General features: G+C 72.0%; 25 protein-coding genes. 15 read left to right on the forward strand and 10 right to left on the reverse strand.

All coding sequences use genetic code 11. From position 1 onward, the window contains the following. Positions 1-233: 233 nt before the first annotated feature. Together KUF83_RS04625 and KUF83_RS04630 are read left to right on the forward strand one after the other, a co-directional pair. Positions 234-1,658 carry an MFS transporter gene (locus KUF83_RS04625; RefSeq protein ID WP_217453238.1) on the forward strand — a complete coding sequence of 475 codons (1,425 nt, stop codon included), beginning with the start codon at positions 234-236 and terminating at the stop codon, positions 1,656-1,658. 102 nt (positions 1,659-1,760) lie between these two features. Beyond that, positions 1,761-3,011, forward strand: a complete 1,251-nt coding sequence (locus KUF83_RS04630; RefSeq protein WP_308402914.1) for a helix-turn-helix domain-containing protein — start codon at positions 1,761-1,763, stop codon at positions 3,009-3,011. A gap of 3 nt (positions 3,012-3,014) precedes the next feature. Here KUF83_RS04630 and KUF83_RS04635 read toward each other — a convergent pair whose 3' ends face one another. Further along, positions 3,015-3,509 carry a GNAT family N-acetyltransferase gene (locus KUF83_RS04635; RefSeq protein ID WP_217453239.1) on the reverse strand — a complete coding sequence of 165 codons (495 nt, stop codon included), beginning with the start codon at positions 3,507-3,509 and terminating at the stop codon, positions 3,015-3,017. 110 nt (positions 3,510-3,619) lie between these two features. Between KUF83_RS04635 and KUF83_RS04640 the strand changes: the two genes are divergently transcribed. Further along, on the forward strand, positions 3,620-3,982 hold the full coding sequence (locus tag KUF83_RS04640; protein ID WP_217453240.1) for a DUF1304 domain-containing protein: 363 nt from the start codon (positions 3,620-3,622) through the stop codon (positions 3,980-3,982). Then, positions 3,979-4,545, forward strand: a complete 567-nt coding sequence (locus KUF83_RS04645; protein WP_217453241.1) for a TetR/AcrR family transcriptional regulator — start codon at positions 3,979-3,981, stop codon at positions 4,543-4,545. The genes KUF83_RS04640 and KUF83_RS04645 overlap by 4 nt, the downstream gene beginning before the upstream one ends. A gap of 45 nt (positions 4,546-4,590) precedes the next feature. Here KUF83_RS04645 and KUF83_RS04650 read toward each other — a convergent pair whose 3' ends face one another. Next, positions 4,591-5,622, reverse strand: coding sequence for a GlxA family transcriptional regulator (locus KUF83_RS04650; protein ID WP_217453242.1), 1,032 nt, complete (start codon positions 5,620-5,622; stop codon positions 4,591-4,593). Between the two features lie 70 nt (positions 5,623-5,692). Here KUF83_RS04650 and KUF83_RS04655 point away from each other — a divergent pair, with 70 nt between their 5' ends. Then, on the forward strand, positions 5,693-6,643 hold the full coding sequence (locus KUF83_RS04655; protein ID WP_217453243.1) for an NADP-dependent oxidoreductase: 951 nt from the start codon (positions 5,693-5,695) through the stop codon (positions 6,641-6,643). A 139-nt stretch (positions 6,644-6,782) separates the two neighbouring features. Here the strand turns inward: KUF83_RS04655 and KUF83_RS04660 are convergent, their stop codons facing one another. Further along, a complete protein-coding gene (locus KUF83_RS04660; RefSeq protein WP_217453244.1) occupies positions 6,783-7,892 on the reverse strand; it encodes an NAD(P)-dependent alcohol dehydrogenase in 1,110 nt (369 codons plus the stop codon). 41 nt (positions 7,893-7,933) lie between these two features. Beyond that, the gene (locus tag KUF83_RS04665) at positions 7,934-9,391 is read right to left on the reverse strand and encodes an aldehyde dehydrogenase (RefSeq protein ID WP_217453245.1); all 1,458 of its coding nucleotides are present in this window, start codon (positions 9,389-9,391) and stop codon (positions 7,934-7,936) included. 105 nt (positions 9,392-9,496) lie between these two features. Between KUF83_RS04665 and KUF83_RS04670 the strand changes: the two genes are divergently transcribed. The 6 genes from KUF83_RS04670 to KUF83_RS04695 all read left to right on the forward strand — a co-directional run bounded on the left by KUF83_RS04670 (position 9,497) and on the right by KUF83_RS04695 (position 15,947). Continuing rightward, positions 9,497-9,925 carry a MarR family winged helix-turn-helix transcriptional regulator gene (locus KUF83_RS04670; protein ID WP_217453246.1) on the forward strand — a complete coding sequence of 143 codons (429 nt, stop codon included), beginning with the start codon at positions 9,497-9,499 and terminating at the stop codon, positions 9,923-9,925. A 211-nt stretch (positions 9,926-10,136) separates the two neighbouring features. Then, a complete protein-coding gene (locus tag KUF83_RS04675; protein ID WP_308402915.1) occupies positions 10,137-10,517 on the forward strand; it encodes an anti-sigma factor antagonist in 381 nt (126 codons plus the stop codon). Positions 10,518-10,706: 189 nt separating this feature from the next. Next, a complete protein-coding gene (otr(A), locus tag KUF83_RS04680; RefSeq protein ID WP_217453248.1) occupies positions 10,707-12,674 on the forward strand; it encodes a tetracycline resistance ribosomal protection protein Otr(A) in 1,968 nt (655 codons plus the stop codon). Positions 12,675-12,846: 172 nt separating this feature from the next. Beyond that, positions 12,847-13,497, forward strand: coding sequence for a DUF4230 domain-containing protein (locus KUF83_RS04685; protein ID WP_217453249.1), 651 nt, complete (start codon positions 12,847-12,849; stop codon positions 13,495-13,497). A gap of 316 nt (positions 13,498-13,813) precedes the next feature. Beyond that, complete coding sequence (locus KUF83_RS04690) at positions 13,814-14,428, forward strand: VanZ family protein (RefSeq protein ID WP_217453250.1); 615 nt, start codon at positions 13,814-13,816, stop codon at positions 14,426-14,428. Between the two features lie 247 nt (positions 14,429-14,675). Then, positions 14,676-15,947, forward strand: coding sequence for a ricin-type beta-trefoil lectin domain protein (locus KUF83_RS04695; protein WP_217453251.1), 1,272 nt, complete (start codon positions 14,676-14,678; stop codon positions 15,945-15,947). 237 nt (positions 15,948-16,184) lie between these two features. Here KUF83_RS04695 and KUF83_RS04700 read toward each other — a convergent pair whose 3' ends face one another. The 4 genes from KUF83_RS04700 to KUF83_RS04715 all read right to left on the reverse strand — a co-directional run bounded on the left by KUF83_RS04700 (position 16,185) and on the right by KUF83_RS04715 (position 18,537). Next, complete coding sequence (locus KUF83_RS04700; protein ID WP_217453325.1) at positions 16,185-16,556, reverse strand: peptidase inhibitor family I36 protein; 372 nt, start codon at positions 16,554-16,556, stop codon at positions 16,185-16,187. A gap of 2 nt (positions 16,557-16,558) precedes the next feature. After that, positions 16,559-17,302 (reverse strand): hypothetical protein, encoded by a 744-nt coding sequence (locus tag KUF83_RS04705; RefSeq protein WP_217453252.1) that lies wholly within the window; start codon positions 17,300-17,302, stop codon positions 16,559-16,561. Positions 17,303-17,305: 3 nt separating this feature from the next. After that, complete coding sequence (locus tag KUF83_RS04710; RefSeq protein WP_217453253.1) at positions 17,306-17,659, reverse strand: hypothetical protein; 354 nt, start codon at positions 17,657-17,659, stop codon at positions 17,306-17,308. Between the two features lie 641 nt (positions 17,660-18,300). Further along, positions 18,301-18,537, reverse strand: coding sequence for a hypothetical protein (locus KUF83_RS04715; protein WP_217453254.1), 237 nt, complete (start codon positions 18,535-18,537; stop codon positions 18,301-18,303). A gap of 179 nt (positions 18,538-18,716) precedes the next feature. On the opposite strand from KUF83_RS04715, the gene KUF83_RS04720 reads away from it, so the two are divergent. From KUF83_RS04720 to KUF83_RS04730, 3 genes are all read left to right on the forward strand, one after another. Next, positions 18,717-19,754 carry a PHP domain-containing protein gene (locus KUF83_RS04720; RefSeq protein WP_217453326.1) on the forward strand — a complete coding sequence of 346 codons (1,038 nt, stop codon included), beginning with the start codon at positions 18,717-18,719 and terminating at the stop codon, positions 19,752-19,754. Between the two features lie 52 nt (positions 19,755-19,806). Further along, the gene (locus KUF83_RS04725; protein WP_217453255.1) at positions 19,807-20,472 is read left to right on the forward strand and encodes an HAD family hydrolase; all 666 of its coding nucleotides are present in this window, start codon (positions 19,807-19,809) and stop codon (positions 20,470-20,472) included. A gap of 387 nt (positions 20,473-20,859) precedes the next feature. After that, positions 20,860-21,819 (forward strand): SDR family NAD(P)-dependent oxidoreductase, encoded by a 960-nt coding sequence (locus tag KUF83_RS04730; RefSeq protein WP_217453256.1) that lies wholly within the window; start codon positions 20,860-20,862, stop codon positions 21,817-21,819. Between the two features lie 79 nt (positions 21,820-21,898). Here KUF83_RS04730 and KUF83_RS04735 read toward each other — a convergent pair whose 3' ends face one another. Next, on the reverse strand, positions 21,899-22,162 hold the full coding sequence (locus KUF83_RS04735) for a hypothetical protein (protein WP_217453257.1): 264 nt from the start codon (positions 22,160-22,162) through the stop codon (positions 21,899-21,901). Between the two features lie 84 nt (positions 22,163-22,246). Continuing rightward, positions 22,247-23,539 carry an ROK family transcriptional regulator gene (locus KUF83_RS04740; protein ID WP_217453258.1) on the reverse strand — a complete coding sequence of 431 codons (1,293 nt, stop codon included), beginning with the start codon at positions 23,537-23,539 and terminating at the stop codon, positions 22,247-22,249. Between the two features lie 167 nt (positions 23,540-23,706). Here KUF83_RS04740 and KUF83_RS04745 point away from each other — a divergent pair, with 167 nt between their 5' ends. After that, complete coding sequence (locus KUF83_RS04745; RefSeq protein ID WP_217453259.1) at positions 23,707-25,023, forward strand: sugar ABC transporter substrate-binding protein; 1,317 nt, start codon at positions 23,707-23,709, stop codon at positions 25,021-25,023.

Raw genomic sequence — 25,023 nt, forward strand, 5'->3', positions numbered from 1 at the left:
AAGCGCGTCGGGGTGTGCGGGGCTGCCGGTGCCCGGTGGGGCGGGCACCGGCTTGGAGCGGTGACCCAGGTTCCGCCTCCGGGAGACCGGTGGGTTAGACGACGTGCTGACAGTTCGTCTCCCGCCTTCTGTCAGTTCGCTGACAAAGGCGCGCGGCTGATTGCGAGCCGCGGGTTAGAGCCCGGACGCCGCTGCGCCGCCCACAATCCGTGCCACGGCGGAAGGAGCCTCCCGTGGGACGTGCCCGGCTGTTCGCGCTGTTCTCCCTGCTCACACTGACCGGCTTCATCACGACGCTCGACAACACGGTCATCAACGTGGCTCTGCCGACCGTGCAGCGCGAACTGGGTCTGAGCGTCCCGGACCTGGAGTGGGTGGCCGCCAGCTACGTGCTCAGTTTCGGAGCGCTGCTGCTGCCCGGCGGACGGCTGACCGATCTGTGCGGACGCAGATCCGTACTGGCCGCCGGGATCGTCGTCTTCACGGCCGCGTCGGCGGCGTGTGCCCTCGCCGACAGCGGGAGCACGCTGATCGCGGCCCGTACGGTGCAGGGGGTCGGGGCGGCGCTGGTCATCCCGGCCTCGCTCGCCGTCATCGCGGTCGACCTGCCCGCCCGGCTGCGCTCGACGGCCGTGGGCCTGTGGACGGCGGCGCTGGCCGTGGCGCTGGCGCTGGGCCCGGTGGTGGGCGGCTTCGTCACGCAACGGTGGGGCTGGGGCTGGGTGTTCGCCCTCAACGTCCCCTTCGGGCTGCTCGCCCTGCTGCTGATGCCGGCCGTGCCGACCCGGTCGGCCGCCCGCCGCGGCGGACTGGACGTGCCCGGCGTGGTGCTGTCGGTGCTCGCGCTGTACCTGCTCACGTACGGCCTCGTGCGCGGGCAGGAACACGGCTTCGGCACCGCGCCCGTACCGCTGTGCCTGGGTGTTTCGGCGGTCGCCGCCTGCGCGTTCGTCGTCGTGGAGGCCCGGACCGCGAGACCCCTGGTCGAACTGGGGCTGCTGCGCGACCGGTTCCTCACCGGCGGGATCGTCGCGCAGATGCTGTGGGGCATCGGCGTCAACGGGGTGTTCTTCTTCACCGCCCTCTATCTCCAGCGGGTGCTCGGCTTCTCGCCGACCGGGGCCGGCCTCGCCTTCCTGCCGCTGGCGGGCGCGCTGCTTCTCGGGACTCCGGTGGCCGAGCGGGCGGCGCACGCGCTGGGCGCCCATGTGTCGATCGCGGCGGGGCTCGGCATGGTGGCGGTCGGGCTCCTGTACGTCTCGGGGACGGGCGCGGGCGCCGGTTTCTGGGATCTGCAGCCGGGGCTGCTGCTGATCGGCTGGGGTTCCGCGTTCACCACTCCCCTGACGGTGCGCTCCCTGCTGCGGGTCCCGGAGGCCGGGATGGGAATGGCGACGGGCCTGGTGAGCGCGGCGCGGGAGGTCTCCGGGGTGTTCGGGGTGGTCCTGGTGGGCGTGGTCCTCACCCGGCGCGAGAGCACCGAGCTGCGGTCCGGCGCCCACCCGCGCGACGCGTTCCTGGAGGGGTACGACCTGGGTCTGCGGATCGCGGCCTGCTGCGTGCTGGCGGGCGCGCTCGTGACGCTGCTGACGCTGCGCCGCCGTGGACGTCATCGGCGGGTCGTGGCGCGGTCGAGGACGCCGGTTGTCATGAAGTGACAAGGCCCCCGGGCACCTCTGTCAGCCGCCGCCGAAGCTGGGCAGAATCCGTGCGGGTAACGTCATTTTGCCCCACATCCCGTTCGCAGAAGGAGCCGCTGCGTGAACGGATTCCGCATGCTGGAGAGCGAGGCCGGCAACACGGCCGTCGCCGTCGAGGCGGTGGACGGCCCGTTCAAGGCGTTCCCGTCGGGCCTGCACGACCACCTCAGACCCTTCTTCGCGGACATCACCGAGGAGGTCGTGGGCGCGATCAGAACCGAGATCCCGGAGTACGCACGGCCCACGGACGACACGTACATGCAGGTCGTCCACCAGGGCGTGGAGCACGCGCTGCAGGGGTTCCTGGAGCGGATGGCCAAGCCCGACACCGACTGGGAGCCGGTGAAGGCCACGTACCAGCGCATCGGCCGTGGTGAGGCGGACGAGGGGCGCAGTCTCGACGCGTTCCAGTCGGCCCTGCGACTCGGCGCGCGGGTGACCTGGCGCCGGATCAACGCCCTGGTCGACGCCGACCTGCTGCCCCGTCACGTGCTGGCCGCCTTCGGGGAGGCGCTGTTCCTGCACCTGGACGAGATGGCGGCCGCGACGACGACCGGGTACACCGAGGCCAGGCTGCACGCGGCCGGCGAACTGCAGCAGCGGCGGACGCGGCTGATCGATCTGCTGATCGTGGATCCGCCCGCGTCGGTCGCGGCCATCACCGACCTCGCACACGCGGCGCAGTGGCCGGTGCCCCGCTCGCTGGCCGTGGTCGCCGTCGACCACGGGGCGCGGGCCACGGGGCCGCCGCCCATCGTGCCGCCGGAGTTCCTGGCACGGTTCGACGTGCAGCCCGCCGTCCTGGTGGTGCCCGATCCGGAGGGCCCCGGGCGGACCCGTGCCGTCGCGGGGGCCTTGCAGGGGTTGCGGGCCGCCATGGGCCCGAGCGTCGCACTCCAGGAGGGGGCGAGGTCGCTGCGGTGGGCCGGCGAGGCACTGGACCTGGCCCGTCGGGGGGTGCTGCCCGACACGGAGATCGTGCGCTGCCGCGACCACCTGGCCACGCTGCTCCTGTTCCGCGACGAGGCCCTGGTGGAGGCGATGGCCGAACGGCATCTGCGCCCCCTGGACGGCGTCCGGCTGCCGCAGCGCGAACGCCTCGCGGAGACGCTGCTGAGCTGGCTCCAGTGCGGCCACAACGCGAGCGAGGTCGCCGCGCGTCTCGCCGTGCACCCCCAGACGGTCCGCTACCGCATGCGTCAGCTCGACGAACTGTTCGGGGACCGGCTCCACGACCCCACCGCGCAGTTCGAGATGCAGCTGGCCCTGCGCGCGCTCAACCTCCGGCGGGGCGTGGCACCCGCACGGTGACGGTCACAGGGCCTGCCCGAGGGTGAGCGTGCGCGGGCCGAAGCCGTGGCGCTCGTAGAACCGGATCGCGTCCTCGTTCGCCGCGTAGGCCGTCACCTCCGCCTGCCCGGCGCCCTGTTCCCGTGCCCAGTCGAGAAAGGCGGCCACCAGCCGCGCTCCGGTCCGGGTGCCGCGGTGCGCCGGGCGCACGTACAGGCTGAGCAGGGTGGCGACCTTCACGGGCCGCACCGCCGAACCCTCCGCGACCGCGCCCGCGAGATGGGCCACGACCTCGCCGTCGCGCTCGGCCACGAGCAGCAGCCGTGCCGGGTCGTCGAGCCCCGAGGCGAAGCGCTCCGCGCCGTGCGCGAGCGGCCAGCCGATGTCCACCGTGGCGTCGCGGGTGCCCGCGTCCTCGGCGAACAGGGCCGCGCTGGAGGCGACGAGCGCCGGGACGTCGTCGGCGCGGGCCCTGCGGACCACCGGCCGGCCGTGGAGATCACCCAGGAGATCACTCATGGGACAGGACGCTAGCGGCCGGGTCCGACAACGGCCGTGACTTCCTGGACAGCTGTCCATGTATAGTGGACAGCTGTCCAACAAGTTGCCCCTCCGAAGGAGCTCGTCCCGTGCAGACACTCGCGAACGTGCTGGTCGGCCTCGTGGCCGCCCTGCACGCGTACATCCTGGTCCTGGAGATGTTCCTGTGGGAGAAGAAGCCGGGGCGCGGGCTGCACGGCTTCGACCCCGAGATGGCGCGGGCCACCGCCTCACTCGCCGCCAACCAGGGGCTCTACAACGGCTTTCTGGCGGCCGGCCTCGTCTGGGGCCTGGTCGCCGACGACCCGACCGGCTTCCGCGCCCAGGTCTTCTTCCTGGTGTGCGTGATCGTCGCGGGTGTGTACGGGACGGTCACCGCGAACCGCCGCATCCTGTTCGCGCAGGCCCTGCCCGGCGCCCTCGCCCTCGCCGCCGTCCTCGTCGCCCGGTGACCTCCGACCCCCGAGCCGAACGCACCCGGGCCAAGCTGCGCCGGGCCCTTCTCGACGAGTGCGCCCGGCGCCCGTTCGCGGAGGTCGGCGTCGCGGCGCTGGTGCGCGCCGCCGGGGTCGGCCGAGCCACGTTCTATCTGCACTACGCCGACCTGGAGGCGCTGGCCGTCGACGCCTGCGCCGATGTCGTACGCGACGCGGTGGACGCCCTGCACGCGTGGCGGGGCAGGCCCGACCCCAGGTCGGCACCGGACGCCCTGCTCGTGTTCTTCACGGGCCTGGCCCCGCACGCCCCGCTGTACCGCGCCCTGCTGAGTCCGGGCGGCGGCGGCCCGCTCGGCCGGGTCCTCCACCAGGACCTGCGGGCCCGCAGCCTCACCGAACGCGAACTCGTCGGGGCGCCGGAGGCCCCCCTCGTCGCCTCCGCCGTCGCGGCGACCTTCGCGGGCGTCCTCGCCGACTGGCTGCACGGGCTCGTCGAGGGCACGCCCGAGGAGATCGCCCACAAGGTGTGGCGCCTGCTCGTGGGCCTGCACGCGGTCCGATGGGACGTCACCGGGTAGCAGGCTGGGCGCCGCGGACGTCCGGGGCCGCCCCTCCCCGGCCGTTCAGCCCTGCTGTCCGGCCTGGAACGTACGCCGGTACGCCTGCGGTGCCACCCCGATCGACGCGTGCAGGTGCTGCCGCAGCGAGGCACCGGTGGCGAACCCGACCTCACCGGCGATCTGATCCACCGGCAGATCACTGGATTCGAGCAACTGCCGCGCCCGGACGACCCGTTGCTGAATGAGCCAGCGGCCGGGGCTCATCCCGACCTCGTCGTTGAAGCGACGGGCGAAGGTGCGCAGACTCATCCGGGCGTGTCCGGCGAGCTCGGCCAGGGTCAGCGGCTCACCGAGGCGTTGCAGCGCCCAGTGGCGGGTGGCCGCGGTGCTCGTCGCCGTGGGCTCGGGCACGGGCTGCTCGATGTACTGCGCCTGGCCGCCGTCGCGCCAGGGCGGCACCACGCAGGACCGCGCCACCCGGTTGGCCAGTTCACTGCCGTGGTCCTTGCGCACGAGATGCAGGCACACGTCGACGCCGGACGCGGCCCCGGCCGAGGTGAGGAGGGAGTCCTCGTCGACGAACAGCACGTCCGCGTCCAGGTCGACGTCCGGGAACATCTGCCGGAAGAGCCCGGCCAACTGCCAGTGCGTCGTGGCCCGGCGGCCGGCCAGCATCCCGGCCGCCGCCAGCACGAAGGCGCCCGTGCAGATCGAGACGATGCGGGCGTCCGGCCGGATGGCCCTGAGCGCGGCGGCCACCGCGTCGGGGAGGTCGGTGCTGAGGTTCGCCAGCGCGAAGGGCGGGATCACCACGGTGTCGGCCGTACGCAGCACGTCGGGGCCGTGCTCGACGGTGATCGAGAAGTCCGAGCTGCTGCGCACCGGCTGCCCGTCGACCGTGCAGGTCAGCACCTCGTAGCGCCCCTCGGCCGAGCCGAAGACCCGGTTCGGGATGCCGAGCTCGAAGGGGTAGACCCCGTCCAGGGCCAGCACGACCACCCTCTCCACGCGCCCGTCGTACTCCCCGGGCCCCGGCCGTCCGGAGCCCTCAAGGTGTCCGGAGGGTTCGAGGCGCTCTCCGCATTGCGTCTGCATGGCACGATCCTATCGAACAATGGCAATCGTGCCATTTTCTCGGTCGGTGGAGCCGGGCAGGCTGGAGCCCATGAGTACTGCGAACACGATGCGCGCGATCAGTCAGGACGTCCTCGGCGGTCCCGAGGTCCTCAAGGAAGTGGAGCTGGAGATCCCGAGGCCGGGTCCGAGCGAGGTGCTGATCCGGGTCCACGCGGCCGGCCTCAACCCGACGGACTGGAAGCACCGGGCGAGCGGCCTGTTCCTCGGGCAGCCGCCGTTCGTCCTCGGCTGGGACGTCTCCGGCGTCGTCGAGGCCGTCGGCCTCGGTGTCACCCTCCATGAGCCGGGCGACGAGGTCTTCGGCATGCTGCCGTACCCGCACGGCGTCGGAGCGCACGTCGAGTACGTCACCGGGCCGGCACGGGCCTTCGCCCGCAAGCCCGCCGAGGTGGACCACACACAGGCGGGTGCCGTCCCGCTCGCCGCGCTGACCGCCTGGCAGGCGCTGGTCGACACGGCCGACGTCCGCCGTGGCCAGCGGGTTCTGATCCACGCCGCGGCGGGCGGCGTGGGGCATCTGGCCGTACAGATCGCCAAGGAGCGGGGCGCATACGTGATCGGAACGGCCAGCTCCGGAAAGCACGACTACCTGCGCGGGCTGGGCGCCGACGAGCTCGTCGACTACCGGGAGACCGATTTCGCCGAGGTCGTACGGGACGTCGATGTCGTCCTGGACACGGTCGGGGGCGACTACCGCTCGCGTTCGCTGCGGACGCTCCGCGCGGGTGGACTGCTGGTGTCGATCCTGCCGTCCGGGTCCCCGGAGCTCGCCGAGGAGGCGAAGGGGCTCGGCGTGCGGGCCGTGGAGATGCTCGTGGAGGCCGACCAGGCCGGGATGAGCGCGATCGCCGAACTCGTCGCCGCGGGAAGGCTTCGCGCCACGGTCGCCGAGGTGTTCCCGTTGGCCGAGGCCGCGAAGGCGCACGCGCTGGGCGACACCGGCCGGACCGTCGGGAAGCTCGTTCTTCAGGTCCGGTAGGGCCGCGCGGGGCGCGGGGTGACAGTGGAGGGCGACCGGCGGGCCGTTGTGGCCGGCCGCCGTCCACCCACGGCGCCGTGTGACGCCGCGTCCCCGCGCCCCTCAGGGGCTCGCCGCCGCGAGCCCGCTCGGGCTCATCTCAGGAGAACGTCAGCACGGGCTTGATGGCCTTGCCCGCGGCCATGTCCTGGACGGCCTGGCCGATGTCCTCGAACGCGTAGGTGCTGATCAGCCTCTCCAGCGGCAGCCGGCCTTCGCGGACCAGCCTCACCAGGGCCGGGATCGCCGCCTGGGTCTCCTGGTCGCCGAGCGTCAGGCCCACCAGCCGTTTGCCGCCGAGCATTCCGTTGACGTCCAGGGCGACCTCGGATCCGAAGGGCGGGGCGCCGACGATCACGGCCGTACCGCGGGCGGCCAGTGCGTCCACTCCCTTGCGGAGGACCATGACGCTGCCCGTGGTCTCGACGACGCCGTCGGCCCCGGCCCCGCCCGTGATCAGTCCGACCGCCTCGACGATGTCCGCCTCATTGGCGTTCACCGTGTGCGTGGCGCCCAACTCCTTGGCCAGCGCGAGCCGTTCGGCCACCTTGTCGACGGCGATCACCGTGGTCGCGGGCGTCAGCGCCGCGGCCATCACCGCCGACAGGCCGACCGCTCCGGCGCCGAGGATCAAAAGCGTGTCCCCTGTGCGGGGTTCCAGGACGTTCCACACGGCGCCGACCCCGGTCTGCACTCCGCAGCCCAGGGGCGCGAGGGACTCCAGCGGCAGATCCCTGTCGACCTTGACGAGACTGCGCTCGTCCACCAACGCCCGCTCGGCGAAGGAGGACTGGCCGAAGAAGTGGCCGCCCAGTGGCACCCCGTCGCGGCTGACGGTGGCGGAGCCGTCCGCGCGGCGGCCACCGAGAAGGTTGAGCGGCAGCCAGGTGGCGCAGTACGCCGGGTGGCCGTCGCGGCAGTTGCGGCACGAGCCGCAGGACGTGAAGGACAGGACGACGTGGTCACCGGGCTCCACGCCGGTGACGTCCGGTCCGACGGCCTCGACGATCCCCGCCCCCTCGTGCCCGAGGACGCCGGGCAGCGGGAACGGCAGGCCGCCGCTGGCGACCCCGAGGTCGGTGTGACACAGACCGGCGGCCACGATGCGGACCAGTGCCTCATGCGCGCGGGGCTCGTCGAGTTCGACGTCGGCGAGGGTGAAGGGTGCTCCCCCGGACTCGACCACGGCCGCGCGAGTGGTGGTGGACATGCTGCGAACTCCCTGCGTCGATGGTGGACCTGCGGGGCCGCTCAGCCGAGCGAGACGACGACGGACTTGACCTTGGTGTAGGAGGCGAGGCCCTCGGGCCCGTACTCACGGCCGAAGCCGGAGGCCTTGACCCCGCCGAAGGGCACCGCGGGGTCGAGCATCGCCCAGTCGTTGATCCACACGATGCCCGCCTGGAGCCTGTCGGCGACGCGGTGCGCTCGGGCGAGGTCGGTGGTCTGCAGGCCCGAAGCCAGGCCGTACGGCGTGGAGTTGGCCAGTTCGACGGCCTCGTCCTCGGAGTCGAAGGGCTGCACGGTGAGGACCGGACCGAAGATCTCCTCCTGGACGACCCGCGAGTCGTTCGCCAGGCCGGCGATGACGGTGGGCTTGTAGTAGAAGCCGCCGTTCAGGTCGAGGCGCTCACCGCCGCACACGATGCGACCGCCCTCCTTGCGGGCCAGTTCGACGTACTCCTCGACCTTCTCCAGGTGCCGCAGGCCCGCCATCGGCCCGACGACGGTCCCGGGATCGCGGGGGTCGCCGACCGGGACGCCGGGGACGGCGTCGGCGAGGATGCCGACCACGGTGTCGTACAGCGGGCGCGCGACGAGCAGACGTGGTCCGCCCATGCAGAACTGGCCGGTGTTGAAGACGAATCCCTTGATGACGGCGCCGATGGCCTTCTCCACGTCGGCGTCCTCGAAGACGAGGTGCGCCGCGTTGCCGCCGAGCTCCATGGTGACCGGCTTCAGGCCCTCGCCCGCGATGCTCGCCGCGTGCCGGCCGACCGCCGTCGACCCGGTGAAGGCGATCTTGTCGATGCCGGGATTGCGCAGCAGCGCCTCTCCCGCGACCGGCCCCGTGCCGGTGACGACGTTGTAGACACCGTCCGGCACACCTGCCTTCTTCAGCAGGCCGGCCATGTAGAGGGCGCTGAGCGGGGTCTCCTCGGCGGGCTTGTGCACGACCGTGTTCCCCGCCGCCAGGGCCGGGGCGATCTTCGAGCCGGAGAGGATCAGCGGGAAGTTGAAGGGCGTGATCGCGGCGACCACGCCGATCGGGCCGCGCCGGGTGTAGGCGAGACCGTCGAGCGGGGTGTCGCGGGTCGCGCCGTCCAGGGTCCAGGCGAGGGAGGCGTAGTACTCGTAGTCGTTGGCCGCGTTCGTCACGTCGACGGCGTGGCACAGCGTGATCGGCTTGCCGACGTCCCGGCTCTCCAGGGCCGCGATGTCGTCGGCGTTCTCCCGGATCAGCTCCGCCACCCGGTGCAGCACCCGTCCGCGCTCGCGGCCGCTCAGGCCGGCCCAGGGGCCGTTGGTGAAGGCGTCGCGTGCGGCCCGTACCGCGGCGTCGACGTCGACCGCGCCCGCCTCGGCGACGGTCGTGACCACCTGCCCCGTGGACGGGTCGATCACGTCGGTACGCGCCCCGTCGGCCGCCTCGCGCCACTGTCCGCCGATGAACAGCTGCCCGGGGCCACTCTCGAAGGTGGTCGTCATTGCCCACTCCTCAGCTTTGATCGCCAAGATTTCAACAAACAGGATTCCTGTTGGTCCGCAGTCTCATTACAGACAGGTTTCCTGTCAATGCCTTAGGCTGAACCCATGGTCGTCACCAAGGCACCCCCGTCGCTCCTCTACATGGTCAAGCAGGTCGAACTCGTCGTGCGTTCCCACCTTGACGAGTTGCTGAAGCCGGCGGGGATCACAGCGCTGCAGTACACCTCGCTCACCGTCCTGGAGCGGCACGACGGCCTGTCCGCGGCGCAGCTCGCCCGGGACTCGTTCGTGACGGCGCAGTCCGTGGCCGACGTGGTCCGCGCCTTGGAGACCCGCGGTCTCGTACGGCGCGAGCGCAATCCGCGCAACCGCCGCGAGCTGCTGATCCTTCTCACCGAGTCTGGCCGCGATCTGCTCGCACGGCACGCCGAGCCCGTACGGCGGCTGGAGGAGCGGATGGTCGGCGATCTCACCGCGCACCAGACGGACCAGTTCCGGCAGGCGCTCTCGAAGGCATGGCAGGCGCTGTCCTAGGAGCCGGGGGCGCACCACGGGGCGCATCCGGATCGCGACACGTCTCTTAAATGACAGACATATGTCAATCGAACATGCTGAAATTCGCTCCAACGAGGGTAACTTGCTGAGTGAGGGTCGGTGGAGCGGCCCGCCGCCGTGCCATGCCGCTTCCACGCTCACGGAACGACGTCACCCTGGCCCCGGTGACCCGGTAGGAGGTGATGTCGTCGTGCGCCACGACTTTGCGCCGCTCTCTCCGCATCTGCGCGTGCACGAGGACCGCGGACACACCGTGCTGGAGTTCCACGGCGAGATCGACATCATCGCGGCGCTGGACATCATCCCGGCCCTGGACGCGGCGACGGGACGCCCGGCCGCCCAGGTCGTCCTCGACCTGCGGCACATCGAGTTCTTCGACTGCTCGGGCCTGCGTCTGCTGTACCGGGCCAGGCGCCGGGTCCTCGCCCACGGCGGCCGGCTGCACCTGGTGTGCACCCATCCGCTGACCCTGCGCATCCTGCACGTCACGGGGCTCGTCGAGGTCATGCCGCCGCTGTCGAGCCTGGACGAGGCCCTCGACCGCCCCGAGGCCGCCTCGGAGTCCTTATGACCTCCCCCGTCCCGGCGACCTGAGCCCCTGCGGCTCCGGCCGTCCCGGACGGAAAACCGGTTGCGCCCGGGCCGCACGGACGGGCCATGATGGCCCTTCACCCCTTGCCTGCCCCAGGAGCACGAATGCGCCGTTTCCTCGGAACCCCTCGCCCCCGCCGGACGACAGTTCTCGAGGACTCGACCACCCATGCATTCCTTGCACACCCCGTACGCAGCGGGGACTTCACGCACCCTGAACATCGGCATCCTGGCGCACGTCGACGCCGGTAAGACCAGCCTCACCGAGCGGCTGCTCTTCGACGCCGGTGCCATCGACCGGCTCGGCAGCGTCGACGCGGGCGACACCCGTACGGACGACGGCGCGATCGAGCGGCAGCGCGGCATCACCATCCGTTCGGCGGTCGCCGCGTTCACGGCCGGGGACGTACAGATCAACCTGATCGACACCCCCGGGCACTCCGACTTCATCGCGGAGGTCGAACGAGCCCTGCAGGTCCTCGACGGAGCGGTGCTGCTGCTGTCCGCCGTGGAGGGCGTGCAGGCCCAGACCCGCGTGCTCATGAAGACCCTGCGGCGGCTCCGGCTGCCCACACTCGTCCTCGTGAACAAGATCGACCGCCCCGGCGCTCGCGAGGAGGGCCTGCTCGACGACATCCGGCGCAGGCTGACCCCGCACATCGTCCCGCTCACGGGCGTGCGCGACATCGGCACCGCACACGCCGAGGTCGTACCACGCCCTGTCGACGGACCGCGTACGACGGAGGTGCTCGCCGAGGCCGACCCCGCCGTCCTCGCGGCGGTCGTGGACGGCCCGCCGCCGACCGCCGACGAACTGCGAGCGGCACTCACCGCGCGAACCGCCGACGGCTCACTGCATCCGGTCCTCTTCGGATCGGCGCTCGGCGGCCAGGGCATCCCCCAACTCGTCGAGGCCCTGATCCGGTTGGTCCCGGCGCAACCGGCGCAACCGGCGCCCGCCGCGCCGGACACGGTGGAGCCGCGCGGCACGGTCTTCGCGGTACGCACCCGTGCCGACGGTGGGCGAACCGCCTACCTCCGCCTGTTCGAGGGCGAGGTGACACGGCGGCAGCACCTCACGTTCCTGCGGCGGGAGGCGGGCGGCGGGGAGACGGAGGTACCCGGCCGGGCCCTCGGCCTCGACGTGGTGGGGCGTCCGGGCCCGCTCACCGCCGGCAACATCGCCGCGGTGACCGGCCTGCCCGGCATCCGCGTCGGCGACCGCCTCGGACGGGGCCCGGACCGCGCCCCGCAGTTCGCCGCCCCCACCCTGGAGACCGTGGTCCGCGCCCGCCGGCCCGAGCGCGCGGCGCCGCTGCGCTCGGCCCTGCTCGCCCTCGCCGACCAGGACCCGTTGATCCACGCGCGGCCGGGGCCGTCGGGCAGCACCGCGCTGCTCCTGTACGGCGAGGTGCAGAAGGAGGTCCTCGCCGCGACACTCCTGGCGGACTTCGGCATCGAGGCCGAGTTCGAGCCGAGCCGGATCCGGTTCCTGGAGCGTCCGGTGGGCACCGGTGAGGCCTGCGAGGAGATCCAGCGGCACGGTCACACCGGTTTCTGGGCGACGATCGGCCTTCGCGTCGAGCCGGGACCCCTCGGCAGCGGGACCGTCTTCACGTACGAGACCGAACTCGGCGCCCTACCCCGCGCCTTCCACCAGGCCATCGAGGAGACCGTGCACGCCACTCTCCTCGCCGGCGGCCCGCACGGGCGGCCCGTGACGGACTGCCTGGTCACACTCGTCCGCTCCGGCTTCGTCGGGCCGATCAGCACGGCGGGCGACTTCCGCGGGCTCACGCCGGTGGTACTGCGCCGCGCCTTGGAGCACGCGGGAACCCAGGTGTACGAGCCGTACCACTCCTTCGAGACCGAACTGCCCCTCGACGCGCTCGCCCCCGTCACGGCCCGGCTCGCCTCCTGCGCGGCGGAGGTGGAGGAGATCACGGGCGGCGGCGCTTCGTGGCTGGTCACGGGGCAGGTTCCCGCCCGGCACGTGCGCGACATCGAGCTGCGGCTGCCCGGACTCACCCAGGGCGAAGGCGTCTGGTGGTCACGGCCCTCCGGGGACCGTCCGGTCCACCGGCGGGAGCAGGACGGGGCTGACCGGCCACGGGCGTGTTCACGCGATGGACGGTGACAGAGGGCCAGGAGGTGGCCCGGCGCCGGCCGGACACTCCTGACACGCCCTGGACGCCGGGCCGCGCCCCCGTCCGCCGCCCACATCGTCCCAGGGTCAACCATCCGGCCAACGGAACGGTCTGCCGCGGCATTTGAGGGGCACAAGCAAAGGGGGAAGGAGGACGGTCCACATGACGACGTCCCTGAAGCGCATGCCCGGATGGGCGAAGATCGTGAGCTCCGTCGTACTGGTTCTGGTGGTGCTCTTCGCAGGTCTGCGGCTGAGCGTACTGCCCGGGCTGGGCGACGTGTTCCGCGAGGACACCCACGACCGGACGGGCCCCACGCTCCTCAAGTCCATCCAGGACATCAGCCGTTACGACGCCGCCTCCGGCAACTTCCAGGTGGTGGTGGATCTGGAGAAGGACACCAAGTACCTGCCGGACGCGGTCCGCGGCACCCGCACCCTGTACGTGGGCGCGGGCACCGTCGACGCGTACGTCGACCTCGGAAAGCTCCGCGAGAAGGACGTGAAGGTCAACAAGGACCGCACGTCGGCCACCCTCAATCTCCCCCACGCGGCCCTCGGCAAGCCCGCTCTCGACCCCGACCAGTCGTATGCCGTCTCCAAGCAGCGCGGTCTCCTCGACCGGCTCGGCGACGTCTTCTCCGACAACCCGAACGACGAGCGGGCCGTCCAGCGGCTCGCCGCCCGGCACATCGGTGACGCCGCGAAGGACAGCGAACTGACCGCCCGCGCCGAGGAGAACACCACCAGCATGCTCAAGGGGCTGCTGGGCTCTCTGGGCTTCAAGGAGGTGCGCGTGACGTACGGGACATGAGCCCTCGGCAGGGCGCCCTCCGCACGGCGGCCCTCCCGGACCGGTGACCACGACCTGGCGGTGACGCCGGGCAGAACCGCCGCTCCGGGCAGGGCCGCTCCCGCGAACGGCCCTGCCCCCCGGTCGCCGTTGCGCGGAACGCAGCGCGTCACGGCGGCCCCCGAGCGAGCTTCGCCAAGCGGTCCGCCCCGCGGGTGACCGGTGGCGTCGCGAAGCGCTCGGAGGGCGGGTTCCCGGACGCTTTCACCGCCCGCATCCCCGGCCACTTCGGGGGTAACAGGCTTCACCGGACCACAGTTGAAAAATGGAGGGTTGCATGGCTCGCGCAGCGCTACGCCCACGTACCGCCTTTCGGTTCCGCTCCACGTCAGGCTCCGGAACCAAGAAGTCGGACCCTCGGACCCCGAAGTCCCGCTCCGGCGACGGGAAGTCCGGCCGCCGGTCCTCGCAGGTCCCACGCGAGCGAAAGCGGCCGCCCCTCGTGGTGCGCCTCCTGGTCATGCTGGTCGCCTTCGCGGCCATGGTGGCTTTCGCCGCCGCACTGGCCAAGATCACACTCCAGCCCTCACCGGCCTCCGAGGCGCTGATCCACAGCAATCTCCGCCCGGGCCGTTCACTCAGCGCCTATCTGGACCAGCCCGAACTGCGGGACGCGTTCAAGCAGATCGGCGGCAATCTCCTCCTCGGCGTCCCCTTCGGTGTGCTGCTGCCCATCCTCGTTCCCGGGACGCGCGGCATCCTGCGGGTGATCCTGCTGACCGCGACGGTGATGCTGCTGGTCGAGTTGGTGCAGGGCGCGCTCATCACCGGACGCGCCTTCGACATCGACGACGTCATCCTCAACACCACCGGCGCGCTGGTCGGCTATCTGCTCCTCGGCCGGCGGCTGAGCCGGGCGGTTCATCCGCGGCGGCTCGACCGAAAGGCGTGACAGCACGGCGGCGTCGACGTGAGGTGGGGGGCCGGGACCGAGGGCCGGGACCGAAGTGGCCCGCGGCCCGCGGCCCGAAGCCCGATGAACTGCAAGGCCTGAAGGACGGCGTCACGCCGTGAACAGATGGTCCGGACCAAGGTCTTGACGCCTTCTTCCTTCACTCCTTAAATCAAGAGGCGAAGCGCGTACCCCCCACCTCAGTCGGCCCGTCCCCCCACAAGGCGGCCGTACGGAAGGGAGAGTCGTGGGTTCACCACGTCTGCTCCGCAGATGCCTCCTCGCCACCCTGTCCGCCGTACTCCTCGCCTCCGCCGCGGTCGGTCCCGCCCAGGCGGATCCCGTACGGACGGCTCACTCTCAGGTGCCCCCCACACCGAGGGCCGCTGCCGCGGTGACGTTCTCGGACACCTTCGACGGTCCCGCCGGCGCCGCCGTCGACTCCTCGAAATGGCAGCTCGAGACCGGCGACAACGTCAACAACCACGAACGGCAGTACTACACGTCCGGCACGCGCAACGCGGCCCTGGACGGCCAGGGCCACCTGGTGATCACGGCCCGCCGCGAGAACCCGAACAACTACCAGTGCTGGTACGGCCGTTGCGAGTACACCTCGGCCCGCCTCAACACCGCGGGCAGGTTCACCACCACGCACGGTCGGGTCGAGGCCCGGCTGAAGGTGCCGCGCGGGCAGGGGATGTGGCCCGCCTTCTGGATGCTGGGCAACGACATCGGGCAGGTCGGCTGGCCCAACTCGGGCGAGATCGACGTCATGGAGAACGTCGGCTTCGAACCCTCGACCGTGCACGGCACCCTGCACGGCCCCGGGTACTCCGGCTCCGGCGGCATCGGCGCCGCCTACTCGCTGCCCGGCGGCCAGGCCTTCGCCGACGCCTTCCACACCTTCGCCGTCGACTGGTCGCCCGGCGCGATCACCTGGTCCGTGGACGGCACGGTCTACCAGCGGCGCACGCCCGCCGACCTGGGCGGCCGGCAATGGGTGTTCGACAAGCCGTTCTTCCTGATCCTCAACCTCGCGGTGGGCGGCTACTGGCCGGGCGATCCGGACGGTTCGACCGTGTTCCCCAACCAGCTCGTCGTGGACGAGGTGAAGGTGACCACGGGGGACGGCGCGGGTGGCGGCACACCCGTCCGGGGGCTCGCGGGAAAGTGCGTCGACGTGGCAGGGGCGAGCGCAGCCAACGGCACCCCCGTGCAGCTCTACGACTGCAACGGCACCGCGGCCCAGCAGTGGACCGTGGCCGCCGACGGGTCGATCCGGGCACTGGGCAAGTGTCTGGACGTCACGGGCAACGGCACCGCCGACGGCTCGACGGTCCAGCTGTGGGACTGCTCGGGCGGGCCCAACCAGCGCTGGACGGTCACCGCGGCACGCGACATCGTGAATCCACAGGCCGACAAGTGCCTGGACGTGACGGGCAACAGCTCGGCGAACGGCACCCGGCTACAGCTGTGGACCTGCACGGGCGCGGCCAACCAGAAGTGGACCACCGGCTGAGGAGGCGGGACATCCGGCCACCGCCGGGGGACGGCCGGCTCATGCGGGAAGCCGGCCGCGGAAGGGCCCGGCCGGGGTCACCCGGCCGGGCTCGGCTGCTTCGGCCCCGGCGCTTCCCGTCCCGCGGCGAGCACCGCACGCGCGTCACCTGACCCGTGTGTCATGTGGCACGCCCGATCGTCCCGGGCGTGCCACTCCCCTCCTCGGGTCACGTGCCGGACGCGACTCCCGGTGGTGTCAGCACCGCATGGCCCACGTGTGGGAGTCTCCGCGGTCGTTGGCCACGCCGTTGTACCCGACCTCCTGTCCCGGGGTGAGACAGATCGTCATGGCGCCGCCCTGCCAGGCGTTCTCGTACACCCGGACGTGGTCCTTGACGCCGGGGCCGGAGATGCCGTGGTTGGCCCAGGAGGAGTCGGTGTCGGCGATCCAGCTCTCCCACCAGCCGTCGTCGCCGGACCAGTTGGCCCGCTGCCCGGCGAAGTTCGCGTTCTCCCAGACACAGAAGTCGCCACTGGGGCAGCTGGCGGCACCGGCGGGCGCGGCCAGGGCCAGACCGCCGCTCAGGGCGAGGACGGCCGCGGCGGCGGAGAGGGCGAAGCGCTTGATGATCACGAAGGGGTACTGCCTTTCTGTCGGTTTTCCGGAACGGTCCGTGCGGCGTACAGATCCGCCGCACGGTGCAGCGCGCGGGTGCGCAGCTGCCGGTAGGTGGTCAACTGGTCGTGCCGGTGGGTACGGACCCGGGCCATCAGGCCGGGTTCGAGCCGGGCACGCACCTCGTCGAGGCCGCTCTCCCGGGCGCAACGATCGGCTGCGTCCGGATCGGGCCGATCGGGTCTCGGTCCTTCGGCGGGTGTGGCGCAGCGGACCCAACGGGCGTGCGCCACGCGGTAGTCGGGGTCGTCCTTCATGAGCCGGCGGGCCTCGGTACGGAGGTTGTTCACGACGACCTGGGCACGGAACCAGCGCCGCTCGTCCCCGTACAGCTCACGGTGGGCGGCGGCCAGGCAGCCATCGGTGTGCGCCCTGACGGTGTAACCGGTGGGGAGGGTGACGGCCAGCTCAGGACGGCCTCTGCCGAAGAGGGCTCCCTGCAGGCGTCGGTCCCCGTCGCCCGTGCCGTCGTCCGTGCCCTCGTCCGGCCCTCTGCCGAAAGCACGCTCCGGGGACAGTCCCCGATCGGCCAGGCACCGTTCGACGAGGAACTGCTGGGCTGCCTTGATGAGGTCGTCCCGCTCCCGCTCGGTCCTCGGCAGGGCGGGCCGGTCGTCTCCTGCGTCCGTCGTGGTGGCGCATCCGCTCAGCACCGCCACGACGAGCACAGCGGCGCACAGGGCGCGGGGAAGTCGCACGGCTCAGCCGACCTCGCAGCCCATCGTGGTGTCGGACACCCCGTCGAGTCTGGCTCCCCAGGCCCAGTTGTCGGCGAGGTCGTGGGCGCGGATCAAGCGGTGGTAACAGGTGCCGCGGGCCCAGTCGATGGCGTACACGGCGGTGTCGGCGTCCGACCGGAAGGAGGCCGCCTTGTCCCGCAGGGATTCCGGTACGTCCGTATAGCCCGGTGGTGTGTAGCACCAGGACGTGCCGTGCTGGCCGGCGCCGGTCCAGAAGCACACGGAGCCCGCGGCGGGCGCGGCCGTTGCGGGTGCGGCGCCGAGGAGAGCGACGGCGGCGAGCGCGGCGGCGGGCAGGGCGAGGCGACGGAACAAGACGACTCCTGTCGTACGAGGGAGGGACAAGCCGTGGAGATCCGGGCCGGGCCGTGATCACCGGCGACCGGCAAGATCAAAATGCCCTCGTGGGAGTCGCCCCATGCGCCGCCGAGGTCGGCTTCCGGGGTCTGCCGATGCGCGCAGCCGCGCCACCTGCGACGGCTCACCACGGCGCGAAAAGTGCAGGTCAACGCGCTCCCCCTGCGGTTCACCCGGACGCGCCGCCGCAGGGCGGAACTCTCCCCTCCGGGACGGCTGCGCGCGGTCGGGGCACGGGCGACGGCGGGCTCGCCCACGCCGGCCGCCGACGACTGACGGTCGGGACCGATGGCCGGGACCGGTGGCCGGGGCAGGCGGCCAGGGCAGGCGGCCAGGGCAGGCAGTTGGCCGGGCTCTGCAATCGCCCTCGGCTGCCGGGCACGGTGACCGACGCAAGGGGCAGACGTCCGCTCAGCAGGGCGGCAGGGCGCCAGGGGCAGACGTCCGCAGGGCAGCAGGGCAGCAGGGCAGGGTCGCACGTGCCGCGGAGGGCGTGTTGGGCGTGTTCCCGTCGGGAGGGCCCCGAGCCGGTCGGGAGAGCCGGGCCGGGGCGGCGTGCGATGCCCCTCTCCCGTCGCCCGGAAGGGCCGGCGCAGGTGCTAGCGCAGGTGCCAGGTGAGCTTGTCGCCGCCGACCCAGCGCACCACTTCCGGGTCGTCGGCGTCGTGCACCGGGATGCCGTACGCCGCGGCGGCCATCAGGACGTCCGTGAAGCTCTTGGCCTCACCGATGACGGCACCGTCGATCTCCACGATGCGGAAGGGCGGATCGCCGGGCTGGACGCCCAGCACCGTGATCCGCGGGTGCGAGATGTGAGGGCTTGAGATTTCAGTCATGATCCCACCGGTTCCACACGCGTGCCGCCGATAAGCCTGCCCGGGCGGCGCTGTCGGTAGTAGTGGCATTCGGCGGCGCCGGCGTGGCGGCGTCCGTACGAGGTTCGCAGTTCATGGTGGCACACGGCGCCTCCGTCGGCCGCCGTGCGGACCCGGGCGGGCTGCGCCACGCTGGAGCCATGGACCCGGCCGAGGCGCTGGACCGTATCGCCTTCCTGCTGGAACGGTCCCTCGCTCCCACCTATCGCGTACGGGCGTTCCGCACGGCGGCGGGCGTCGTCTCGGGGCTGTCCGCCGACGAGGTGGCCCGAAGGGCGGCCGAGGGGTCGCTGGAGTCGCTGAAGGGCATCGGGCCGAAGACCGCGCAGGTGGTGCGCGAGGTGCTGGCCGGGCAGGTCCCGGGCTATCTGGAGAAGCTGGAAGGGGAGGCCGAGGAGCCTCTCGTCCGGGGCGGCGAGGAGCTGGCGGGGCGGTTGCGGGGCGACTGCCATCTGCATTCGGACTGGTCGGACGGCGGCAGCCCCATCGAGGAGATGGGCCGTACCGCGGCACGGCTCGGGCACGAGTGGGCGGTCCTCACGGACCACTCGCCACGTCTCACGGTGGCCCGCGGTCTTTCGCCCGAGCGGCTGCGCGAGCAGCTGGACGTGGTCGCCGGACTGAACGAGCGCTGGGCACCCTTCCGGCTGCTCACCGGCATCGAGTGCGACATCCTCGACGACGGCTCCCTGGACCAGGAGCCGGAACTGCTGGACCGGCTGGACGTCGTCGTGGTGTCGGTGCACTCCAAACTGCGGATGAGCGCGCCCGCGATGACACGCCGGATGGTCGCCGCCGTCCGGGATCCGCGGTCGGACGTGCTGGGGCACTGCACGGGACGGCTGGTCACGGGGCGTGGGCGGCCGGAGTCGGAGTTCGACGCGGACGAGGTGTTCGCCGCCTGTGCCGAAACGGGCACGGCGGTCGAGATCAACAGCCGGCCCGAGCGGCTGGATCCACCGCGGCGCCTGCTCCGCCGGGCGGTCGCGGCGGGCACGCTGTTCTCCGTGGACACCGACGCGCACGCGCCCGGACAGCTCGGATGGCAGGTGTACGGATGTGCGCGGGCCGAGGAGTGCGGGGTGCCGCCGGAGCGCGTGGTCACCACCTGGTCGGCGCCGGAGTTGCTGGCCTGGGCGCGGGATCGGGTGACTCCGTCGGGCGTGCGGGCGCCCTGACGAGGTACCCGGAGATCTTGGACCATGCGGTACCGCGGCGAAGGGACGACGTATGAAGCGGGCGGCCGTGTTCGATGTGGACGGCACTCTCGTCGACACCAACCACCTCCATGTGACGGCCTGGTGGGAGGCGTTCCGGCAGGCCGGGCACGACGTGCCGATGCATGCCGTCCACCGGGCGGTGGGCCTCGGCTCCGACGATCTGGTCGCGCATCTGCTGGGCGACGGGCGGGACACCGGGGAGGACGACACGATCAGTGCCGCGCACAAGACCCTGTACGGCACGTACTTCGAGCGGCTGCCCGCGTTGCCGGGAGCCGCGGATCTGCTGCGGCGTCTCGACCGCGACGGCTGGGCGGTCGTGCTGGCCACGTCCGCCGGCGGGGCGGAGCTCGGCGCGCTCCGGCGGGCCATCGGCGCGGACGACGTCATCAGGGCGACGGCGAGCGCGGACGACGTGGACGACGGGAAGCCCGCGCCCGATCCGGTGGAGCACGCCCTGGAGCTCGTCGGGGCCTCGGCCGAGCGCTCGGTCTTCGTCGGCGACACGGTCTGGGACATGCGTGCGGGCACGCGGGCGGGTGTCCTCTGCGTGGGTGTGCTGTGCGGCGGCATTCCGCGCGCCGACCTGGAGAAGGCCGGGGCGAGCGCCGTGTACCGGGACCCGGCCCATCTCCTCGCCTCGCTGTCGGGAAGCCCTCTGGCACCGGGCGGCTGACCGCCGCGGGGCCGGTGTCCCGCACGGCCTGACGCGACGGACCGTGACACAGATCACGAGTGACACCGGTCCGAGCTGGGAACACCCGCCAGTAGTTTCCCGTTAAATCAGCTGTGGGTGCGGATGGGACAGTGTCCCCGAGCCTCATTCTCCGCCCACAGGGACGATCGTTCGGCTGAAGCCCTGTGGAGCACCCCGCCGAGAGGCGACCGCCATCCGTGGCCACCCACAGACGGCCCCGACCGTGATTCCCCCGTCCGGTCGGGGCCTTTTCCATGCCCCCGTGGAGCGGCGGACCGCCGGCCCCGCACGCCACGTGCGGCGGTCGGGCCGTTCGGCTCCCGTCCGCTTGACTTCGAGCGCACTCCAGTTCGTAGCGTCGGCGGCATGAACACTGCACAGCACAAGATCGGTTCGGGCTTCGGCCACCGGAGCACCGCGGACGACGTCCTTTCGGGCCTGGACCTCACGGGACAGCTGGCGGTCGTCACCGGCGGCTACTCAGGGCTCGGCCTGGAGACGACACGCGCCCTCAGCAGGGCCGGCGCGCGGGTTGTCGTTCCAGCGCGGCGCCGCGCGGTCGCCGAGGAGGCGGTCGCGGGCCTCGAAGGCGTCGAGGTGGACGAGCTCGACCTCGGCGACCTGGAGAGCGTCCGGGCGTTCGCGGACCGGTTCCTCGCCTCGGGCCGCACCATCGACGTCCTCATCGGCAACGCCGGGATCATGGCCTGCCCCGAGACCCGTGTCGGGCCCGGCTGGGAGGCCCAGTTCGCGACCAACCACCTGGGTCACTTCGCGCTGGTCAACCGGCTCTGGCCGGCGATCGCCCCCGGCGGCGCCCGGGTCGTGTCCGTCTCCTCGGGGGGCCACCACCTGTCCGACATCCGCTGGGACGACCCGCACTGGCGCCGGGGCTACGACAAGTGGGAGGCGTACGGGCAGGCGAAGACGGCCAACGTCCTGTTCGCCGTGCAGCTCGACGCTCTCGGCCAGGACTCCGGGGTACGGGCCTTCTCGTTGCACCCGGGTGGCATCCTCACCCCGCTCCAGCGGCACCTCGCCAAGGAGGAGATGGTCGAGCGCGGCTGGATCGACGAGAACGGCGTCGTGCTCGTCCCCGAGGCCTTCAAGAGCCCCGAGGAGGGGGCGGCCACCCAGGTGTGGGCGGCGACCTCTCCGCAGCTGACCGGCATGGGCGGCGTCTACTGCGAGGACTGCGACATCGCCGAAGCCGCCCATGCCGACGGCGAGCGCGGCGGTGTCCGCGACTACGCGATCGACCCGGCGTCCGCGGCCCGTCTGTGGGCCCTGTCGGCGGAACTCACCGGCGTCGACGCCTTCGCCTGAGCCGCCTCCGCGAGAGGGCGCGCACCACGGCGTGACCGGCCACGGGCAGGCTCGGGCCGGCTCGGGCCTGTCTGACGGCTCAGGCGGGAGACTCCTGCGGCTCGGGGTCCTCGGGGTGAACGGTGCTCGAGTCCGCGTCGGGCTGCCGGCCCGTACCCGCCTCGTCGGTCTCGGGGACTCCGGTGTCCGTCTTCGCCTTCGGCCCGTCGTCGGAGTCCTTGTCCTGTCCCGGGTCGGCGGGGGTGATGTCCCAGCGGTCCCCGCCCTCCTGGGCCTGCTGGTCCGGCAGGTCCCGGGGTACGGGGCCGTCCTCCTCGGGCGTCCTGGTCCCGTATTCACTCATGGCGCTCCCCTCGTCGTGCGGCGAAAACCGCTTGTCGGCCAGGGTGCGGGTACCTGCCGTCAGGCCCCGCCAAACCCCCGGGCGTCAGTGGGGAGCGCGTTCCTCGATGGCCGTACGCCACGCTGGAGGGGGTGCGTCCCCCGGCCCCGTGCCCGCCCGTCGTCCGCCGTGCGCGAAGAAGTCGGCCAGCGGAAGGATCGCCGCGCCGACCGTGACCGCGTCCGGGCCGAGGGCACCGAGCTCGATGGTCACCTTCTCGGCCGGGTGGCGCAGTGCGTACGAGACGGCGTGGGCCCGTACCGCGGGCAGGAAGCGGGAGCCCAGCTGGAGGCCGGCCCAGCCGCCGATGAGGATGCGTTCCGGCTGGAAGAGGTTGATCAGGTCGGAGAGACCCGCGCCCAGGTACTCGGCCGTCTCCTCCAGCACGGCCAGCGCCACCGGGTCGGCCGGTGTGCCCTCGGCCGGGTAGGCGGCGGCGAGCATGGCGGTCAGCGCGGTCTCCTCGTCGACACCTCGCGGCGGGCGTCCTCCCGCCTCCTCCCAGCGCTCCAGCAGGGCCTCCGCCCCGGCGTACGCCTCCAGACAGCCGAGCGCCCCGCAGCGGCAGCGGCGCCCCCTGACCCGTACCGTGAGGTGTCCCCATTCCACGGCCCGGCCCAGTTCCACGTCGTCCGAGACGAGGCTGGCACCGACGCCGGAGCCGAAGAGGACCACGACGGCGTTGTGCGCGCCGCGTCCGGCGCCGAACCACATCTCGGCCTGGCCGAGGGTCTTGGCGCCGTTGTCGGTGAAGTACGGGACGGAGTCCGGCAGCCCGCACGCGGCACGGAGGCGGGACTCCAGCGGCACGGACGGCCAGCCGATGGTCTGGCCGTGCACCACGGCACCCTCGGCCGCGGTGCGCTCCACGATGCCGGGTACGCCGATGCCGACACCCAGCAGGCGCTCGGGCGCGACGTCGGCGGCGGCGAGGACCTCCGCGACGCCGTCCCGGATGTGGCCGACGATGACGTCGACGTCGTAACCCTGGTGCTCCAACGGCCTTTCCGTGCGGGCGAGTTCGGTCAGGGTGAGGTCGAAGAGCTCGACCCGCACACGCGTCTCGCCGACGTCGACGCCGATCATGTGGCCGCTGGCCGGGGCGACCCGGAGCAGGGTGCGGGGCCGGCCGCCGTCGGAGTCGACACTGCCCGCCTCCTCCACCAGACCGTCGGCGACGAGCTCGGCGACGACGTTGCTGATCGAGCCGGAACTCAGCCCGGTGGCCGGTCCCAGCTCGAAGCGGCTCATCGGTCCGTCGAAGTAGAGCCGTCTCAGCACGGCCGTGCGATTGCCCCTTCGCAGGTCACGTACCGTGCGCCCGTTCCGCCCCGCCATGTGGTTCCTTCCCGCCGGACCCCCGACCTGCAAGATACAGCTGCGCGATCCCTTGACGCGACTTCCTTCCGGGTCTTAACTCACGTCCTAAATTAAGCCGTGAGGGCGTTCGGGAAGTGAACGTTCGGCGCCCTCCTGCTCTCCCTCCGGAAGGGACGTCCGACGTCATGCGCAGAACCCGAGCCGCCGCCGCGAGCGCGGTCACCGTCTCACTGCTGGCCGCCGTGACCGCCTGCGGCGGTGGCTCGTCGACGGACGGCGGGTCCAACGACTCGCCGAAGACGCTCACCTACTGGGCCTCCAACCAGGGCCCGAGCATCGAGGCCGACAAGAAGATCCTCACGCCCGAGCTCAAGAAGTTCGAGCAACAGACCGGCATCAAGGTGAAGTTGGAGGTCATCCCCTGGTCCGATCTCCTCAACCGCATTCTCGCCGCGACCACGTCGGGCCAGGGCCCCGACGTCCTCAACATCGGCAACACCTGGTCCGCCTCCCTCCAGGCGACGGGGGCCCTGCTGCCGTGGGACGACAAGAACTTCGACCGGATCGGCGGCCGCGACCGGTTCGTCGAGTCGGCGCTCGGTTCCGCGGGGGCGACCGGCTCGGACCCGGCGGCCGTTCCGCTCTACTCGATGGCGTACGCCCTCTACTACAACAAGAAGATGTTCGAGGACGCCGGGATTTCCGGGCCGCCCGCGACCTGGGACGAACTGGTCGCCGACGGGAAGAAGATCTCCAAGGACGGCAAGTGGGCGCTGGGCGCCGAGGGGGCGAACCCGTCGGAGAACATCCACCACGTCTTCGTCCTCGGCAAGCAGCACGGCGCCGACTTCTTCGACGCCGACGGCAAGCCCGACTTCACCTCCGACGGTGCCGTGGCGGCGGTCAAGCAGTACGTCGACCTGATGGGCCGGGACAAGGTCGTCGCACCCGGCAACGCCGAGTACGCGCAGAACCAGTCCCTCAAGGACTTCGCCAAGGACAAGACGGCGATGGTGATGTGGCAGACGGCCGCGGCCACGCTCAAGGCCCACGGGATGAGCGACGACGAGTGGGGGGTCGCACCGGTGCCGGTCCGGTCCGGCGCTCCGGGCGACGGCACGGCCGTCAACTCGATGGTGGCGGGCATCAACATGGCCGTCTTCAAGAACACCGACAACACCGACGGCGCACTGAAGTTCGTGAAGTTCATGACGAGCGACGCCGAGCAGAAGACGCTCAACAGGACGTACGGGTCCATCCCTCCGGTCAAGGCGGCCCAGGAGGACCCCGCGTTCAACACCCCCGCCCTGAAGGTGATCCGGGACACCCTCGCCCGGAGCGCCGCCCCCCTGCCCCAGGTTCCGAACGAGTCCCAGTTCGAGACGGCGGTCGGCACGGCCGTGAAGGAGCTCTTCGCGGAAGCGGCGGCCGGGCGGCCGGTGACGACCGCCTCGGTGAAGGAGAAGCTCTCCGAGGCCCAGCAGCAGATGCCGAAGAAGTGA

The sequence above is a fragment of the Streptomyces sp. BV286 genome, from assembly GCF_019090165.1.
Lineage (GTDB): Bacteria > Actinomycetota > Actinomycetes > Streptomycetales > Streptomycetaceae > Streptomyces.

Coding starts and splice junctions, on each gene's coding strand:
- KUF83_RS04685 (WP_217453249.1), top strand. CDS start 12,847: ATGACGACGTCCCTGAAGCGCATGCCCGGATGGGCGAAGATCGTGAGC.
- KUF83_RS04725 (WP_217453255.1), top strand. CDS start 19,807: ATGAAGCGGGCGGCCGTGTTCGATGTGGACGGCACTCTCGTCGACACC.
- KUF83_RS04745 (WP_217453259.1), top strand. CDS start 23,707: ATGCGCAGAACCCGAGCCGCCGCCGCGAGCGCGGTCACCGTCTCACTG.
- KUF83_RS04730 (WP_217453256.1), top strand. CDS start 20,860: ATGAACACTGCACAGCACAAGATCGGTTCGGGCTTCGGCCACCGGAGC.
- KUF83_RS04665 (WP_217453245.1), bottom strand. CDS start 9,391: ATGACGACCACCTTCGAGAGTGGCCCCGGGCAGCTGTTCATCGGCGGA.
- KUF83_RS04690 (WP_217453250.1), top strand. CDS start 13,814: ATGGCTCGCGCAGCGCTACGCCCACGTACCGCCTTTCGGTTCCGCTCC.
- KUF83_RS04635 (WP_217453239.1), bottom strand. CDS start 3,509: ATGAGTGATCTCCTGGGTGATCTCCACGGCCGGCCGGTGGTCCGCAGG.
- KUF83_RS04650 (WP_217453242.1), bottom strand. CDS start 5,622: ATGCAGACGCAATGCGGAGAGCGCCTCGAACCCTCCGGACACCTTGAG.
- KUF83_RS04735 (WP_217453257.1), bottom strand. CDS start 22,162: ATGAGTGAATACGGGACCAGGACGCCCGAGGAGGACGGCCCCGTACCC.
- KUF83_RS04670 (WP_217453246.1), top strand. CDS start 9,497: ATGGTCGTCACCAAGGCACCCCCGTCGCTCCTCTACATGGTCAAGCAG.
- KUF83_RS04720 (WP_217453326.1), top strand. CDS start 18,717: ATGGACCCGGCCGAGGCGCTGGACCGTATCGCCTTCCTGCTGGAACGG.
- KUF83_RS04655 (WP_217453243.1), top strand. CDS start 5,693: ATGAGTACTGCGAACACGATGCGCGCGATCAGTCAGGACGTCCTCGGC.
- KUF83_RS04740 (WP_217453258.1), bottom strand. CDS start 23,539: ATGGCGGGGCGGAACGGGCGCACGGTACGTGACCTGCGAAGGGGCAAT.
- KUF83_RS04660 (WP_217453244.1), bottom strand. CDS start 7,892: ATGTCCACCACCACTCGCGCGGCCGTGGTCGAGTCCGGGGGAGCACCC.
- KUF83_RS04715 (WP_217453254.1), bottom strand. CDS start 18,537: ATGACTGAAATCTCAAGCCCTCACATCTCGCACCCGCGGATCACGGTG.